Consider the following 16,546-nt stretch of genomic DNA (forward strand, 5'->3'; position numbering starts at 1 on the left):
CGTGCCCGCCACCGTCTCCGTGCGCGAGCCCTTCCAGTTCTCCCGCCGTGGTGCAGGCCACCTCCGCCGTCACCGGCACCGTGCGCCTGGAGCGCGACGGGAAGGTGCTGGTGAAGGGGCCGTTCGACTTCAAGCCCGCCCCAACCTGTTGCCCCTTCGCGACCTGCTGGAGGAGCCGGGGCTCGTGCGCTACCGGCTCACGGTGGAGGTGCCCGGCGACGGCGTCCCCAGAACGACGTGGGCGTGGGCGTACTGCGAGTGGAGGGCCCGCCGCGCGTGCTGCTGCTCACCTCGCAGCCCTCGGGCACGCTGGCGAAGGCGCTGTCGGCGACGGGAATGGAGGTGGACGTGAAGGCGCCGTTCCACCTGTCGCTGGAGGCGCTCGATGGGGTGGGCGTGGTGGTGCTGGAGAACGTGGACGCCAACGCGCTTGGCGAGACGGGCTTGAACGCGCTGGCGGACTACGTGGACCAGGCCGGCGGCGGGCTGGTGATGACGGGAGGGCGTTCGAGCTTCGGCGAGGGCGGCTACCGGCGTTCCCCCGTGGAGCCGTTGCTGCCCGTGTCGCTGGAGATGCGCGAGGAGCAGCGGCGCGCGTCGGTGGCGATGAGCGTGCTCATGGATTCCAGCTGCTCCATGGGCATGCAGGTGCCGGACGGCCGCACGAAGATGGAGCTGGCCGCGGAGGGCGTGACGGCGGCGCTCACGCTGCTCAACGCGAACGACGAAGCCTCCGTGCACATGGTGGACACGGAGCCGCACGAGGTCTTCCCGCTGAGCCCCGTGAGCGACGGCCTGCCGCTGGGCCAGGTGGCGAGGGGCTTCAGCGGCGGTGGCGGCATCTACGTGGGCGCGGCCCTGCGAGCGGGCCGCAAGGAGATCCTCCGCAGCGACAAGCCCACGCGGCACGTGGTGCTGTTCTCCGACGCGGCGGACTCCGAGGAGCCGGACGACTACCAGGCGACGCTGGCCGCGCTGCGGGAGGCCCACGTGACGGTGTCCGTCATCGGCCTGGGCAAGCCCACGGATCCGGACGCGGACCTGCTGCGCGAGGTGGCCCGGCGCGGAGAAGGGCGCATCTACTTCGCGGAAGACGCCATGAGCCTGCCGCGCATCTTCAGCCAGGAGACGCTCGCGGTGGCGAGGGCCACGTTCGTGGACGAGCCCGCGTCGATGGAGGCCGCGCCGGACCTGCCGCTGCTGGGGCCGCTGCCGACGACGGGGCTGCCGCAGGTGGGCGGCTACAACCTCACCTACCTGAAGCCCCGCGCGAACGTGGCGCTGCGCACGCTGGACACCAACGCCGCGCCGGTGCTGGCGCTGTGGCCGCATGGAGCCGGGCGCACGGTGGCGCTCACGGCGGAGGTGGACGGCAAGTACACGGGCGAGCTGCGCGAGTGGAGCGCGCTGCGGGCGACGCTGGAGGCGGTGGTGCGCTGGTCGATGGGGCGGGCCACGCCGAAGGAGGAGGCGGTGGTGCGCTCGGAGCGCCAGGGCAACCTGCTGCGAGTGACGTTGGACCTGCCGCCGGGAGAGCCGATGCCGGGAGCACTGCCCACGGCGGTGTTGCTGTCAGGCGACGGCCGCTCGGGCGCGGAGAAGCCGCTGCACTGGGAGGATGAGGACCGGCTGGTGGTCGAGTATCCCCTGAGCGGCAGCGGCACCTGGCATCCGGTGGTGAAGTGGGGCGGGCGCGTGTTGAGGGCGCCACCGGTAGCGCTGCCCTACGCGCCGGAGTTCGAACCGGGCAGCGCGAAGGAGGGGCTCAAGCTCCTGCGAGCCCTGGCGGCGGTGGGAGGCGGCCAGGAGCGGCTGTCGATGACAGGCCTGTTCGCGGAGGCGCCGGAGTCCGAGGGCCGCGTGCCGCTGGCTCCGTGGCTGGTGGCGTTCGCGCTGGCGGCGATGCTGGCGGAAGTGGCCGTGCGCCGGTTCCTCTCCGCGCCCCGAGTGAAAGCAGCCCGGGAGCGGCCCGCGAAGGACGCCAGGGCACGAGGGCCGGCGGAAGCACCGCGCACCGACGCAAGACCCACCGCGACACCGACCCGGCCTGCGCCAGAGGAGCCAACCCAGCAGAAGCCGGAACCCCCGAAGCCGCCCGCCGGAGTGGACTCCGCGCTGGAAGCCGCACGCGCCCGTGCACGGCGCCGCACAGGGCGCTGAAACGCTGAGCTCCAAGGAATGCCCCATCGCCCTGGGGCCGGACCACCAGGCGGGAACCTCCCGCCGAGTGGCGTCCAAACCTGTCCGACAGTCGGACAGGTTCCCGCGACGCGGCGTGAGTGGAGCCCCCAAGTCGAAGCTCGCCAAACTGGTCCGACTGTCGGACCCGTCTCCACGGTTCGGCTGGGTCGGACCTCCCCAAGCCGGGGCTGGCCAAACTGGTCCGACAGTCGGACCCGTCTCCACGGTTCGGCTGAAGCGGGCGTCCTCGTGCCAGGTTCCCCAAACCTGTCCGACAGTCGGACAGGTTTCTGGGAGCTGGCGCGGACGCCTCCAGGCCGGGGAGTCAAACCTGTCAGACAGGTTTCCGCGACGAGGCTGGTACGGATGCCCGCTTCGCTGCGGCTTTTTGAACCTGTCCGACAGTCGGACAGGTTCTTGAGGTGCAGGCTCGGACGGGCCCGGGCAGGGGCTTCCCCTCGTGCATGAGGGCGGGTGGGCCTTCGGTTGCCATCTGGTCCTTGGTTCCGTGACGTCCTGAAGCCACCCGGGCTTTCGCGGTATGACGGCGCCGATGACGGAGCCCCGGGCCTTGCGGTGGGGGCTGGGTGTCGTCCTGGGCGTGCTCGCGCTCCAGGCTTCGCGCCTCGCACTGCACAAGGCATTCAGCATCGATGAGTTCCAGTACGCCCATGCCGCGTGGCTCATGGCCCACGGTCAGGTGCCGTACCGTGACTTCTTCGAGGTGCACTTCCCCCTCGTGTACCAGGTGCTGGCGCCGCTGTTCCGGATGCTCGGGGATGATCCTCGCAACGTGCTCGCCCTTCGCGCTGCGATGCTCGTGCCGCTCGCGGGGGCGTGTGTCTCCGTGTTCCTGCTCAACCGGCGGGAAGGGCGCGTCGCCGCGCTCCTGGCACCGGTGCTGCTGCTCTGCACCCCTGGCTTCCTGCACTTCGCCACCGAGGTGCGCCCGGATGCCCTTACCGCCGCGCTCTTCCTGGGCGCCCTCGCGGCGTTGGCCGTGCAACCTGGCTCCGCCCGTTCGTCGTTCCTGGCGGGCGCGCTGCTCGTCGCCTCCGCGTGGGGCTCCCAGAAAGCACTCTTCTTCGGCGGGCTCGTGGTCGCGGTGCTTCTGGCGGACCTTCTCGTGCGCAGGGTGACTCCTCCCTCGCTCATCGCCGCGCCTCGCGCCTTCTTTCTGGGGATTGGCACCGCGGTGTGCGCGGTGGCTGCGTACCTCACGGTGACGGGGTCCTGGAGCGCCTGGTGGCAGTGGTGCTTCGTCTGGGCCTCGGAGCATCAGCGCCACTACCCGGGCTTCTCGTGGCGCGAGTACCTGGTGCCGGCACTTGGCGAACAACCCGCGTTCTTCGTCCTCGCCTGCGTCGGGTTCGTCTCCACGTTCCCTCGCTTGCTGAAGCACCCGCGCACCCCGGACCTGCTCCTGTTCGTGGCCGTGCCCGCGACGTTCGGTGCCTTCGCGCTCCAGCGCGCTCCGTTCCCCTACAGCCTGCTGCCCTTCCTGGGCGTGCTCGCGCCCTTCGCGGCTCGCGGTGTCCTGGCCGTGAGCTCCGTGCTGCGCACTCCGGTCCTGCGCACCTTGGGGCTTGCCGGGCTCGTGGGCCTGTTCGCCGTTCAGGCCGCGCGGGTGGAGGCCTTGCTGGACGGTGGCGGCAATGCCCGGCAGCGCGAGGTGCTTGCTCGCATCGCGGTGCTCACGGGGCCGGAGGATGTCGTCTACGACAACTCGGGCGGCTACGTGAGCCGGCCGCATGCCCACTTCTACTTCTACACGGACGCGTATCTTCGCGGTTCGCTCGCGGGTCTGCTGTCCACGGAGATGCCTCGTGCGCTCGTGGAGCAGGGCTGCGTGCTGCGCGTGGACGACCTGCGTACCTCCGGTCTGCCCCTTGTGCTTCGCCAGTTCCTCGACGCGCACTACCTGCCCCATGACGGCGACCTGTACCTGTGGGGACAGCGCTACCGCGTGCCCAGGGACTCCGGTGTCCTGGAGGATCGCTTCCTCGCGGTTCGCTCCGACCGGTACTTCGTCCAGCCCGCGAGCACGCTCGAAACCGGCGCGCTGTTCATCGATGGCCAGCGCATCACCACGCCTGAGTTTCCCCTCTCCCGAGGCGAGCACCAGGTCCGCTACGAAGGGCGCGCGGAGGCCTTCCAGCTCCTGTGGCTGCCCCGCGATGCGAAGCGCTGGACGCCGCGACCGGGGGCACCGGCCACGTACTCGCGCCTGTTCTGAGTCCACGTCGAGAGCAGGCGAGCCAGCGTGGAGCCCGCCTTCCGGGATGACCGCAGTGTCGTCCTGGCGGTCCGCCGTGGCCCCTCCATCCTGAACTCAACCGTGGAGCCCGGCTCCGGGTCGAACTTCCCTGTGCAAGGGCGATTCCTACTGTGCGTGGGCAGGTTGGAACGCAGGGGAGGTTGCCGTGGCTGGTGATGATTCGGGGCGGAAGCGGAACCGTGCGCCCATTCCTTCCCAGGGCGTGATGTCGCTCCTGGATCGCTGGGTCTCCGACCTCGAACGGGATGCGCCCTTCGCGAAGGAGGATGCGCCGGAGCCGCGTCCGCGTCCTGGCGCAAGGCCCGCTGCCGAGCCGAAGCCGCGCGCGACGCGCGAAGCGCACGAGTTCGATGCGGATCCATTCGGCGACGAAGAGCTTCACAGCTCCGGCCTGCCTGAACGCGCGCCCCGTAGAGAAATCCGCACCTCACGCTCCGGCACGGGCGCATTCAGGGACCCCGATGCGTCATCTGCTCGTGCGTCCCGTCAAGAAGGCCATGCCTCGCACCCCAGAGACGGCCGTCGCTCTTACTCCGACGTGGATCCATTTCGAGAGTTCGAGGCGTCACCTGTTCGCGCGCCCCATAAAGACAGCCGTCGCCTTCACTCCAGCGACGCTCCACTTCAGAAGCCCAAGGCATCGCCCGCTCGCGCGTCCTCTCAACGCGGCCGTCGCTCTCAGGCTGACGCGGATCCGTTCATGGCACCCGAGGCGCCGGCCTCTCCACCAGCCCGTGAGCTGAACCATTCACGCCCCGGCGCGGATTCGCTCCGCGAGCCCGCGTCCGCTCACCTCTCCCATGAAGAGGTCTCTCCGTTCCGCGCGGCCCGGGCGGAGCTCCGCCTCCAGGGGCCCGTGGTCACCTTTCCGGATGGCTCGCGGATCGTCCTGGGCAACGAGGGCGGTCGGCCCATCCATCGCGGCACCGTCGCGGTGCGCGGCCCTTGCGCTCCTTCACTGGCGGACCTCGTGACGCTCGGCCTGACGGACGCCCAGGCTCGCGCTCTGGAGTTCGTCCTCACCTGGTTTGGAAACCCGTTCGACTCCGTCACCTCGGACCCCCAGTCCGGCGGCGAACCCCGCTGGGGCGCGTGGCCGCTGTCGGGGCCCTTGCTCGTCACGGCGCTCGCGCAGTGGCGGCAGCGTGAACCCGACGCGTTCGATGGCCGGCTGGGACGGCTGGGGCTCGAAGCCACCCCGGCGCAGCCTCCTGAACCCGCGGCGCTGCGCTTCCTGGGCGCACGGAACGCGACTCCCAGCGAAGGACTCGAGGCCCTGGTCCTGTTCGCCGAGGACCCCCGGTTGCTCGCGGCGCTCGCCCAGTCCGGACGGGAGCGCGGCGCTCAACTGGCGCAACTGGAGACCCTGGTCACGCACGTGCTCCAGTCCGTGCTGGCCTCCTCCTCCCAGGACGCTCCCGCCGACGGTGCCTTCTCCTCGGCTCGCGCGCTGGCGCTGCTCTTCCACGCGGAGCTTCGCTTCGGCCACCGCGGCGTCACGCGGCTCGTGACGCTCATGCGTGAACGGCCGGAGCCCTCCGCCGCGGGCGAACGCTTCGCGGAGGACCTGCGCTCCACCGGACGCGCTCGCGAGGCCTCCGAGGTCTGGCGCATCCTCACCTCTCCAGAGCTCGCGGACCCCGCCTAGCGCCCACCATGCGGACGCCTCTTCCTCCCGGGAGCCATGTCCTGCTCGTGGTCCCCGGCCCCGGCGAACAGAACCACGTGCTGGCCGGAGAGCTCATCATCAACGGGCAGCGCTACCACCTGGTCCCCGCGGAGCCCTCGGTGAACCCTCCGGCGGAGCCCGCGTCCGATGTGCGGCTGCTCACGTCGCGCGAGCTGCAGGTCGTCTCCTGCGTCCAGGCGGGCTGGAGCAACAAGCAGATCGCCACCCGGCTCCACATCAGCACGTGGACCGTGGCGGCCCACCTGCGGCGCATCTTCGTCAAGCTGGGCGTGGACACCCGCGCGGCCATGGTGTCGCGCTGCCTGGGCGCCGGGGCCCTACCACCGCCCCCCTGACGCCGGCGGCGCCACGTCCTGGCGCAGGCCCAGCACGAGCGCCACGTTCGCCTGCGGCCTGCGCACCAGCCGGATGCACTCCGCCGGAGCCATGAGCAGCGGCGTCATCCCGGGCCCATGCCCCGCCACCTTGCTGTCCGAGTGCACCACCACCCCCACCGTGACGACCCCCGGCCGCCGCGACGGCCCGAAGCGGTAGTCCAGCGGGCACACCGCCACCAGGTCCCCCAACCGCAGCGCGTTCAGCCGGTGCCTGCGCACCAGCCGCGCATCCGACAGCTGGATGTCCAGGTCCCCCAGCACGCCCTCCGAACGCCCGAACCCCGACCCCATCAGCTCCGACGGCACCAGGTGCGTCACGGGGATGTGCAACCGCCCCGCCTGCGTCCGCACGCCCCAGCGCCGCAGCAGCCGGGGCGACAGGTTCAGCAGGCGCACCTGGGGGAAGTCCGGCAGCTCCAGCCCCTGGCCGTACGCATCCAGTTGGATCTTGTCCCCGATGCACAGGCGGCGCTTCACGGCGGACGGGAAGTCCACGATGACGTGGTTGATGCCGCCGTGCTTGCCCACCACCGTGCCCACGGCGCCCGTGACGGGGCCGCTCGTCACGCGCGCGCGGTTGCCCACGCACGCCTGGAACATCAGCGCCCGGTTGGAGCCACCGCGCGCGCCCACGTCGTCGCGCCCGGTGTTGTGCACGGACACTCCCGCCTCCATGTGGTCCGCGGCCAGCCCCACCGCGCGGTCGCCCACGCGGCGGTTGAGCGCGATGCCGCCGCTGCCCGGCAACAGCCGCAGCACCCCGTCCCGGCCAATGCGGTAGGGCGACACGCGCACCACGGGATGGGACACCTGTCCCGCCACCGCCGTGGCCACCAGCCGCGACACGTTGGTGCGCGGCGCCGAGGCGGCCCCCATGCCCGCCTCCATCAGGGGTTGCAGCGGGACGTCCATGCCGTGCCTCCTTCTTCAGCGAAACGCCGGCGCGGGGCTGGTGACGCCCAGGGTCGTGCGCAGGGTGGGGGCCACGCCCCGGAACGCGCGGCCGTCGGGCGTCATCCGGTACGCGGCGATCCACTCTTCCGCCACCGGGCCCAGCGGCATGACCTCCGTCTGGAAGTCCTTGAAGTCGCGCGTCTTGAACGGGTTGTCCGCGATGAAGTTGAGCAGCAGGCGCCCCGCGTCCGCCATCTTCGAGCGCTGCGAAATCTCCCCCGCGCCGCCCAGGTAGCGCTGCGACACCACTTCAATCACGTCCCACTTGGTGTTCGCGTCGAAGGCCTTCTTGATGTCCGGCGTCTCCAGCGCGTCGAGGATGGTCTTGAGGTACTCGCCCACCTCCACGGTGAGCGCCAGGATGTTGCCGTAGGTGGCGCGGTCGATCTGCCAGCGGATGTCCGTGCCCAGGCGCTGGATGGTGGCCTGGCTCGCGAAGGGCCGCTCGTTCAGGTGCTGCGAGCCGCGGATGACCTCGCCAATCAACAGGTCGCGGAAGTACTGCGCGATGGCGGACACGAAGGCGACGAACTCGCGGTGGAAGTTGCGGAACATCACCGCGCCCGACGGCGCCGCCAGGCTGCCGTAGTTGAACGCCCTGCGGTACGCGAGCTGCCGGTCGCGCGGCTTGTAGCGCAGCGGCTGGTGCTTCTCCATGAGGTACAGCGCCCGCGCGCCCGGGCCCCGCTGGATGCGCATGCGCCCGTCGTGGAAGAGGCGCAGCAGCGCGCCCGCCACCTGGAACACCTTCATCCGCTCATGCTGGTAGATGTAATAGAGCTCCGCGGTCGCGTGGAGCTGCGTCTCGATGACGGACTCGTCGAAGTCCTGGACGAGCAGCGGCCGGCTGATGGAGTCGAAGGACGGCGCTCCGTCCTTGCCCAACCCCATCAGGTCGGAGAAGAGCGACGCCGTCGCGCCGTTGGAGGCGCTGGCCAGCAGCTCCTCCTCCCGCAGCGCGAGCTGTTTCTGCAGCTCCGTGCGCTGCTCATCCGACGTGACGTTGGCGAGGACTTCCCGCTTCCACTGCGAGAAGAGACGCTGAAGGGCTTCTGCCGTACCGATGCTCATGGCATGCCACCTGGGTCAATGACGTTGAAGGAAAGGGTTTGGGCGTTCGTGTGCGCGCTCAGGACTTGCGCGGGTGGCGGACGTGGCGGCGCGTGTGGCCTCCCGCCTTGGCGTAGCCGTTGACCGGCGTGGGCGGGCCATCCGTGCCGTGGCGCTCCTTGCCGGCGATGATGTGCTCCACGGCCTTGAGCTGATCCGCGAACGCCTGCTTCAGCTGCCGGCCCAGCTCCTCGGCCTGGTCGTCCAGCTGCTGCTTCACGTCCGTCATGATGCGCGCGCGGCTCTCCTCGATGCGCGAGGCCACGTCGTCCATGCTCGCCCCTCCGGCGCTGGCTTCCGTCGTGGCGGAGGCGGAAGTCTCCGGGGACGAAGGCTCCACGCGCGCGGGAGCCCGCGGGGGCTTCGCCGTGGCCCCCGTGCCGATGATGCGCGGCTCCAGGTTCTTCTCGATGCGGTCCAGCGAGACGCGGATGGGCGGGGGCACCGTGAACGGCTCGCCGGTGTTGCAGTGCCCGCCCTGCGGGAAGCCGTACTTGTGGTTGCGGTCGTCTTCAATCTCCTCCGCCTGTCCCGGTGCTTCCTGCGTGAGGGTCTTCGCCAGCTCCAGCGAGTCCTCCTCCAGGCCGCACTGCTCGCGCAGGAACGCGGGGTTCACGTTGAAGACGTCCACGTTCTGGTCCAACTGCTCCAGCATCTCCGAGTGGAAGTCCACGCGGTTGCCGCCCGGGACGACGGCCTCGTCGTAGTCCAGGAGGAACAGGTCGATGATCCGGTCGAGGTGGTAGAGCTTGCGGTCCAGCCGCGCCAGCTCCTTCCAGAACTCCACCGACGTGGAGGGGTCCATCAGCAGCTCCTCGATGGCCTCCTGGACGTCGTTGCGCTCGCGGAACTTGTCGTTGAGCTCCTGCTCCTTGCCCGTCAGGTCGCGGAAGGTGAGCGGGGTGGGGAGCACCAGGTTGAGCAGCCGCGCGCCGGCGTTGGGCCGGTCGAACGCGTCGATGAAGAGCGTGAGCGCCTCGGTGAAGGCGGCCAGGGGCGCGGAGGCGCCCTGGACCTTCGCGTTCAGCGCGACGCCCCGGCTGGAGTTGCTGGTGAAGGCGTCGGTGGACGTGTCCAGCAGGGTGCCCGCCACGTCCCGCAGGCGCCGCAGTTGGATGAGCTCCACCGGCACCGCGGACGCGATGCCGCGCAGGTCATCCGACTGCCGGGGCGCGTTGTTCAAGAGGACGTCCAGCAGCCGCGACATGGCGTCCGGCCGGACGATGGCGCGCAGGTCCGACTGCCCCCGGGCGCGCAGCTGCTCCAGGAGCTTGCCGTAGGACGCCTGGCCGTCACCCCAGTCGTCGTAGCCCTCCTGGATGGAGGTGGCGGTGAGCTGCTCCAGGGAGTTGATGAGCGCCTCGCGGCGCTGGCGCAGGTCCTGGAGCGCGACCTGGAACACCGTGCCGCCCTTGTCGAAGCCCGCGCGGAAGAGGGCCTCTCCGGCGAGGATGCGCAGGAGCGTGGCGTTGTCGTCGATGGACGCCGCGAGCCGGCCGAACTCCTGGCTCACCGTGGGGTTGAGCATCCCCACCAGGCGCGCCACGCGCGCGCAGTCCCCCAGCTTGCGCACGGAATAGAAGGCCCGGTCGCGCGACACGGGGTCCACCGCCAGGTTCGCCGCGGCCTCGCCCTCGTCCACCTCCGCGAGGATGGAGTCGCGCCAGCCGCACACGGGCTCCTTGAAGTCGCGGTTGGAGGCCAGGTTCACCGCGATGTCCAGGTCGTCCGCCAGTGCCTTGCGCTCCTGGCGGAAGCGGCGCTGGCCCGGCGAGTCCAGGGTGCCGGTCATCATTCCCAGGGCCGGCTCGGGCGTGGCCTGGACGCGGATGGGCTGGCCCCGGCTCTCGTCGTCCAGGCGCGCGGCCGTGGTGGGGTAGAGCTTGCGCAGCGCGTACACCACCGCCTTGGGGTCACGCGCGTCGGACACGCCCAGCTGGCGGCGCAGGAACTCGTCGAACTTCGTCTTCGCGCTCGAGGTCAGCGCCATGGATGCGGCGGGGCTCTTGCCCTTCACGTTCTCGTACATCGTCCCTCCCTTGAGGTCCTGTCATGCGGCCAGGGTGACGCCCACGCCTGGCATCCGCGCGCTGCGCGAGCCGAGCCTCACCAGATGATTGAGCACCGTCCGCGAGATGCGCTCGGGCGGGGCCAGCCTCCGTTCGAGCGCCTCGCGGCTGGCGCTCACCACGTAGCGCGGCGGCAGTCCCGGCGGGATGTGGCCCCGCGCCAGGGACTCCGCGGCCTGTTCGATGCGCTGCTGATCCGACGGCCAGAAGGGCATCACGTCCACCAGCGCGCGCTGCGCGAGGCCCCGGCGGGGCTGAAAGGCAATCTCGTCCACCACGTGGGGGATGAGCCTGCGCGCCGTGCACAGCAGCATCCGCGGGATGCGGGCGAAGGGCAGCTGCGCGCGGTACAGCCGGTTCCAGTTGTCGTAGGTGTCCCGGGCGTGTTTCAGGAAGCCCATGCGCCGGAGCATCTCCGCCTGGATGAACACCCGCAGGAACGGCGTGGGGTGGGCGCTGAGCGGGTGGAACGTCAGCACCCGCGACGGCGGGTACGCGAGGAAGTCCTTCATCGAGTGCACCGACGCGGGGCCCCCGAGCAGGCACGCCATGAGGTCCGCGAAGATCTCCTTGTGCCAGCGGCCCCACAGGCGCGTGAGCCACGGGTTGCCGGTGGCGTGCAGCACCCGCCGCTGGAGCGCGGCCTCCGTCTCCTGCCAGATGCCCAGGTCCGCCTGCAGGTTGTGGCCGATTTCATGGAGGATGACGCCCATGCCCCACGGCGCCTCCACGCGCTCGTAGGGCACGCGGATGAGCGGGAAGGGGTTGCGCTCCCCGAGCAGCCGGCGCAACAGCACGCCGCGCCGGAAGGTGGCCGGGGAGAAGCCGTGCTCCAGGTAGGTGAGCGGCTTGAGCATGGGGCCGTGCAACAGCCCCGGCGCGGCCTGGCGCACGGCCTGGAAGCAGTCCACCGCGATGGCGTCGCAGGCGGCCAGGGCCGGCGCGAACCGCGTGCCGCGCTGGCTGAAGACGTCGAAGAAGAGGCCGTAGGCGCGGCGGGCGCGGTCGATTTCGCGCTCCAGCAGCGCGTTGCGCTCCAGCACCTCGTGCGGGTGGGGCGGGGCGTCGCGCAGCCGGCCGTTCAGCCGGTCCAGCGCGCGGCGCACGTCGCGGTCGATTTCGCCCAGCCGCGCGTTGGCCGCCGCGAAGTGCGCGGTGGAGGGGGCATAGGGGACGTCCCGCGGCCGGATGCCCACGTCCTGCGGCGTGAGGCGCGACAGCCGCCCCGCCCGGAACGTGATGCTCTGGACCTTGGCCCGCAGGAACTGCTGAAGCGCGTCCGCCATTGCCCGCCTCCCCCCTCGTCCCGTTCACGCCAACCGGCTCACCTGACGACGACGCGCACCGGTCCCCGCAGGACCACGGTCCGCATCCGGCGCATCCCCAGGCCGCCCATCATGGGATTCACGCGGCCGCGGACCCCGGGCCTGCGCAGGCCCGCGCGCGTCCGGAGCTGGCGCACGCCGGCGAGCGGACGGGCCAGGCGGCGCACCACGCGCGGGTTGGAGATGACGCGCCCGCCGATGCGCCGGAGCATGCGCGGCACGGCCTGGGGGCTCGCGCCCTGCTGGCGCACCAGCCGCGTGACCTGGCGCACCACGCGCGTCACCGCCGGCAGGGCCCGCGGGCCGTAGCGCTGGCTGATGCGCGAGGCGAGCTGCGTCGTCATGTTCCCCACCGCCCGGCCCAGCGCGCGGGCCTGCTGCGGGTTCTGCCGGCGGCGCGCGGGAGACATCGTGTTGCGCACCACGTGCCGCGCCGCGAGCCCGCCCAGCACACGGTTGAAGGCGTCCAGGTCCTCGTCCCCGGCGTAGTCCCCGGCGGCGTCCGCGAAGGCGTCCATGGCGTCCGCGCGGAGCAGCCCCCCCAGGGTGCGGCCAATCTCCTGGCCCGCGATGCCGCCCAGCCGGGGCGCGGCCTGGCGGATGAGCCGCATGGCGATGGGCATGGCCCGCCGGCGGATGCGCTGGAACGTGGGCCCGGCGATGGTGGCCAGCCGGCGCGCGCCGGCCCTCAGGCGGCGGAGGAACTCCTCCTCGTCCTGCGCGTCCATCGCGTCCGCGAAGGCGTCGTCCAGGGCGTTGGGGTTGTCCAGGTCGAAGCCCTCGGCCTCCATGGTGGTGGGGTTCTCCTCGAAGCCCTCCTCCATGCCCTCGCCTTCGAAGGAGTCCTCCATGGTGGTGGGGTTCTCCTCGAAGCCCTCCTCCATGCCCTCCATCTCGAAGCCCTCGCCCTCGAAGGAGTCCTCCATGGCGGTGGGGTTCTCCTCGAAGCCGTCCTCCTCGAAGCCCTCGGCCTCGAAGCCTTCGCCCTCGAAGCCCTCCTCGCCCTCTGCCAGCAGGTCGGACATCTCATCGCCCTCGCCCGAAAACTCCTCTTCGAAAGGCTGTGGTTGCATGGGGTACTCCTCCTTGTCCTGAAGACTTCGTGAGTGGTTCGACCTAAGCGCGGCGGACGGCCGCGGCGCTGACGGCGGAGACGGGGATGCGGCGCAGCACCTGGTGCCGCGCGTGCACCCGCCGCGCGGCCACGCGCGCCGGGACGACCCCCATCGCGGGCACCCGCACCGCTCGCGCGAGCACCCGCTGTCCCACGCCCTGCACCACCGTGGGCATCGCCCCGATGGCGCCCCCGGGACCGCGCTGGCACAGCTGCCTGGCGGCGAGCCGGGCGATGGCGCGCATCAGCCGCAGCCGCCGGCCCGCGGTGCCCGGCACCCGCTGGACGGCGCGGATCAGCTGCTGCTCCACGCCGCGTGCGCGCGAGCGCAGCACGCCCTGGGCGGCGGCGCCGAGCGTGCGGCTCATGGGCACCGCCTGCCGGGTCACCACGCGCGCCGCGAGCCCCGCGCCCAGCGGAAGGGCCACGGCGGCCGGCACCTGCCGCGCGTCCGCCATGTCCGCCAGCGCGTCCAGCGACGCGTCGTCGTCCGCGCCGTCGCCGCGCAGGAGGGAGGACGCGATGCGCCCGCCCACGCCGGGAACCAGGCCGCCCACCGCCCCCGCGAGCGCACCGCGCAGCCCCTGTCCCCGCAGCAGCCCCTGCGCCGCGCCAATGCCCGCCGCGACGACCCGTCCCCACGGCCCCGCGAGCCCCGCCACGCGCTGCACCACCGGCAGCGCGCGAGCGAGCAGCGGCCCCGCGCGGCGCAGCGCCGCGGCCCCCAGCTGCCCCACCCGCCGCACGCCTCGCGCCACGCCGCGCGCGGCACGCCGCACGCGCTGGCCGATGCGGCGCAGGAACGCCTCGGCGTCATCCGCGTCCATGGACTCCAGGACGAAGGGGTTGAGCGTGCGCGCGAGCGCCACGGCGGCGGGGCCGGAGACGAGGCGTTGGGCGGTGGTCGGCACGTACAGACCGCTGGCCAGGTCCTGCTCGAACGCGTCGAAGCCGTCCTCTTCCAGGAAGGCGTCCTCGGCCTCGGCCTCGGCGAACAGCTCCTCGAAGCCGTCGTCCTCGAAGCCCTCCGACTCGAAGGGGTCGTCCTCGAAGCCCTCCAGGTCGCTGAACTCGTCCGCCAGGTCCTCCAGCTCCTGGAGGGCATCCGCGCCCTCCCAGGCGTCCATGGCGTCGAGGGACTCCACATCGGACAGCAACTCAGCGCTGGTCATCGCTTCCCCCTCGCATCGCGGGACATCCACATCCCTTCACGGGCCCCAAGTTGGAGAAGGGACACGGGGAGCGGCAGTCACACGTTTGAGCTAGTGCTGGCAGAATCCCGCGCGCCATGACCCTGGAAGAGACGATGCGGGAGCTGGAGCGGCTGGGCACGGAGCAGACGCGGAAGACCTATCTGCGGCACGGCGCCCCCCAGCCCCTGTCCGGAGTGAACTTCGGTCCGTTGACGGTGTTGAGGAAGCGGCTGGGCACGGACGACGCGCTCGCCCGGGCGCTCTGGGCGTCGGGCCACACGGAGGCGCGGCTGTTGGCGACGATGGTGGTGGACGCGCCCGCGATGCCCTGGAAGGAGCTGGACGCGTGGGCGAAGGGGCTGGACTGGCACACGCTCACGGACGTCTTCGTGACGAACGTGGTGCGGCGCTCACCGCACGCGGCGAAGGCGCTCACGTGGACGCGGTCGAAGTCCGAGTGGGTGGGACGCGCGGGCTGGCAGAGCCTGGCCGTGCTGCTCACGAAGACCGCGGTGCTCGAGGACGAGGACCTGCTGCCGTGGGTGAAGCGCATCGAGGCGGAGCTGCCGGGCGCGAGGAACCGCGTGCGCGAGGCGATGAACAGCGCGCTCATCGCGCTGGGCGCCACCGGAGGCGCGCTCCAGGACGCGGCGCTCGCGGCGGCGAAGCGGCTGGGCCGCGTGGAGGTGGATCACGGCGACACGGCCTGTGAGACGCCGGATGCCGCCGGGTACATCCAGAAGATCCAGGCCCGGAAGCAGGCCCGCGCTCCAGCGAAGCCGGCCTCCGTGAAGCAGGCTCCGAAGCAGAAGCTCGCTGCCGCGAAGAAGCCGCCCGCGGCGCGCACGCGGCCTCGCGCCTGACCGGCCGCGCGAGCACCGCGTGCAGGCGGCCCGCGCGTCCGGCGTTCGAGCCGGGCGCGCGGCACCCCTCAACACCTCAGGGCTTCACGCACGCGGCCTGGCCGCCCGCGTCCTTGTACGCCTTCACGCGCTTGAGCAGGTTGCCGCCGTCCGTCTCCGGCGTGGTCTGCTCGTAGTTGCCCGCGCCGAAGAGCATGCCCACGCCGCCCGCGGCGGCGACTTCCCCCGGGTGGGTGAGGAAGTAGTCCACGCGGTTGTCGCGCCACTGCTTGTCGCTGTTGGGCAGGGCCATGTTGCCCACCGGCAACTGCCACCACAGGTGCGGCTTGTTGAGCCGCGTGGAGACGGCCTTCGCCCAGGTGAAGGCCTGGTGGAAGTGCGGCAGCTTGCGGTTCTCCGGGTCCCACCAGGCCGCGCTGCCCGTCGTCTGCTGGTACCAGCCCGCGTCGCGGTCGGACGCCTCCACCGTGACGAAGTCGGTGTCGCCCGCGCCCACGGAGAGCAGGAAGTCCGCCACCTTGTTCGCCTCGCCCGCCACGTCGAACGACGCGTCCGTGTTCTGGGACACGTCCACCTTCGTCGCCCACGCGCTCGCGTGCAGGCCCACCTTCGCGTTGGGCGCGTACTTGCGCACCATGGCGATCATGCACTTGCCCAGGCCCGCGGCGTTGTTCTCCATGCTGCCGCAGTCCGTGGGGTTCGCCGCCTTCACCGCCGCCGGCGTGGACTGCGCCCGGCCGTCCTGCGGGAAGAACTGGAGGTAGGCCCACATGTCCGGTTCAATCTGCAGCAGCACCTTCTCCTGGCCCACCTGCTTGAGCAGGAAGCGCCAGTCCGCGAGGTAGCGCCCCAGGAACGCGGAGTCGTTGAGCGCCTTGAGCTGCGCCTCGCCCTCCGTGTAGCCGCTGGCCTGGAACGCCTCGTAGTAGGTGATGAAGGGGAGCTGCCCCTTCGCCTGCGTGGCCTTGATGAAGCCGCGCACGTAGTCGCCGGGCGCCTGCGAGACGTCCTGCCAGCAGCCCCACCAGTTGCACGCGCCGTTGGCGCACGACGTGCCGGCGGACGTGCACCCGGACGTGCACGACGTGCACGCGTCCTTCGAGTCGAACACGCCCGCCGCGATGTAGAGGTAGCGCACGTCGAAGGGCGCCTTGCCCGCCGTCTCCTCCTCCATCTGCGCGCCCACCAGCACCGTGCTCCGGCCCAGCGTGGTGAGGAACTGCGCGCCCAGGCACGCCGAGCCGTCACCCGGCGTCACCCCGGGCCCGTCCGTGCCCGGTCCGGGCTCGTCACCCGGCGAACTCGAATCCGAACAGCCCGCCACGGCCAGGAGGCCCGCGGCGAGGAACGGCCAACACTTCCGACGAAACAGGGCAGGGGTCCGCATGATGT

Annotated in this window: 11 protein-coding genes and 1 pseudogene; 5 read left to right on the forward strand and 7 right to left on the reverse strand. The window is 71.6% G+C overall.

What is annotated here, in order from left to right:
- From JYK02_RS36410 to JYK02_RS36425, 4 genes and pseudogenes are all read left to right on the forward strand, one after another.
- Positions 1-2,160, forward strand: a pseudogene (locus JYK02_RS36410) (VWA domain-containing protein); the annotation flags it as partial.
- Between the two features lie 574 nt (positions 2,161-2,734).
- Complete coding sequence (locus JYK02_RS36415) at positions 2,735-4,417, forward strand: hypothetical protein (protein ID WP_242589613.1); 1,683 nt, start codon at positions 2,735-2,737, stop codon at positions 4,415-4,417.
- 742 nt (positions 4,418-5,159) lie between these two features.
- Positions 5,160-6,107, forward strand: coding sequence for a hypothetical protein (locus tag JYK02_RS36420; RefSeq protein WP_242589614.1), 948 nt, complete (start codon positions 5,160-5,162; stop codon positions 6,105-6,107).
- An 8-nt stretch (positions 6,108-6,115) separates the two neighbouring features.
- Positions 6,116-6,484: a response regulator transcription factor gene (locus JYK02_RS36425; RefSeq protein ID WP_207057568.1), complete on the forward strand. Its 369-nt coding sequence runs from the start codon at positions 6,116-6,118 to the stop codon at positions 6,482-6,484.
- On the opposite strand, the gene JYK02_RS36430 is transcribed toward JYK02_RS36425, so the two are convergent.
- Genes JYK02_RS36430 through JYK02_RS36455 form a run of 6 tightly spaced genes read right to left on the reverse strand, consistent with a single transcriptional unit; the run spans position 6,467 to position 14,270 of the window.
- Positions 6,467-7,438: a DUF4438 domain-containing protein gene (locus JYK02_RS36430; RefSeq protein WP_207057569.1), complete on the reverse strand. Its 972-nt coding sequence runs from the start codon at positions 7,436-7,438 to the stop codon at positions 6,467-6,469. The two genes, JYK02_RS36425 and JYK02_RS36430, sit on opposite strands and share 18 nt — an antisense overlap.
- A 15-nt stretch (positions 7,439-7,453) precedes the next feature.
- Positions 7,454-8,551 (reverse strand): hypothetical protein, encoded by a 1,098-nt coding sequence (locus JYK02_RS36435; protein WP_207057570.1) that lies wholly within the window; start codon positions 8,549-8,551, stop codon positions 7,454-7,456.
- Positions 8,552-8,609: 58 nt separating this feature from the next.
- The gene (locus tag JYK02_RS36440) at positions 8,610-10,619 is read right to left on the reverse strand and encodes a hypothetical protein (RefSeq protein ID WP_207057571.1); all 2,010 of its coding nucleotides are present in this window, start codon (positions 10,617-10,619) and stop codon (positions 8,610-8,612) included.
- A 21-nt stretch (positions 10,620-10,640) separates the two neighbouring features.
- Positions 10,641-11,945 (reverse strand): hypothetical protein, encoded by a 1,305-nt coding sequence (locus JYK02_RS36445; RefSeq protein WP_207057572.1) that lies wholly within the window; start codon positions 11,943-11,945, stop codon positions 10,641-10,643.
- A gap of 38 nt (positions 11,946-11,983) precedes the next feature.
- Complete coding sequence (locus JYK02_RS36450) at positions 11,984-13,057, reverse strand: hypothetical protein (protein WP_207057573.1); 1,074 nt, start codon at positions 13,055-13,057, stop codon at positions 11,984-11,986.
- Between the two features lie 43 nt (positions 13,058-13,100).
- Positions 13,101-14,270 carry a hypothetical protein gene (locus JYK02_RS36455; protein WP_207057574.1) on the reverse strand — a complete coding sequence of 390 codons (1,170 nt, stop codon included), beginning with the start codon at positions 14,268-14,270 and terminating at the stop codon, positions 13,101-13,103.
- 116 nt (positions 14,271-14,386) lie between these two features.
- Here JYK02_RS36455 and JYK02_RS36460 point away from each other — a divergent pair, with 116 nt between their 5' ends.
- A complete protein-coding gene (locus tag JYK02_RS36460; RefSeq protein ID WP_207057575.1) occupies positions 14,387-15,154 on the forward strand; it encodes a DNA alkylation repair protein in 768 nt (255 codons plus the stop codon).
- 76 nt (positions 15,155-15,230) lie between these two features.
- Here the strand turns inward: JYK02_RS36460 and JYK02_RS36465 are convergent, their stop codons facing one another.
- Positions 15,231-16,541 carry a hypothetical protein gene (locus JYK02_RS36465; protein ID WP_242589615.1) on the reverse strand — a complete coding sequence of 437 codons (1,311 nt, stop codon included), beginning with the start codon at positions 16,539-16,541 and terminating at the stop codon, positions 15,231-15,233.
- Positions 16,542-16,546 lie beyond the last annotated feature (5 nt).

Source organism: Corallococcus macrosporus, assembly GCF_017302985.1.
Classification (GTDB): Bacteria; Myxococcota; Myxococcia; order Myxococcales; family Myxococcaceae; genus Corallococcus; species Corallococcus macrosporus_A.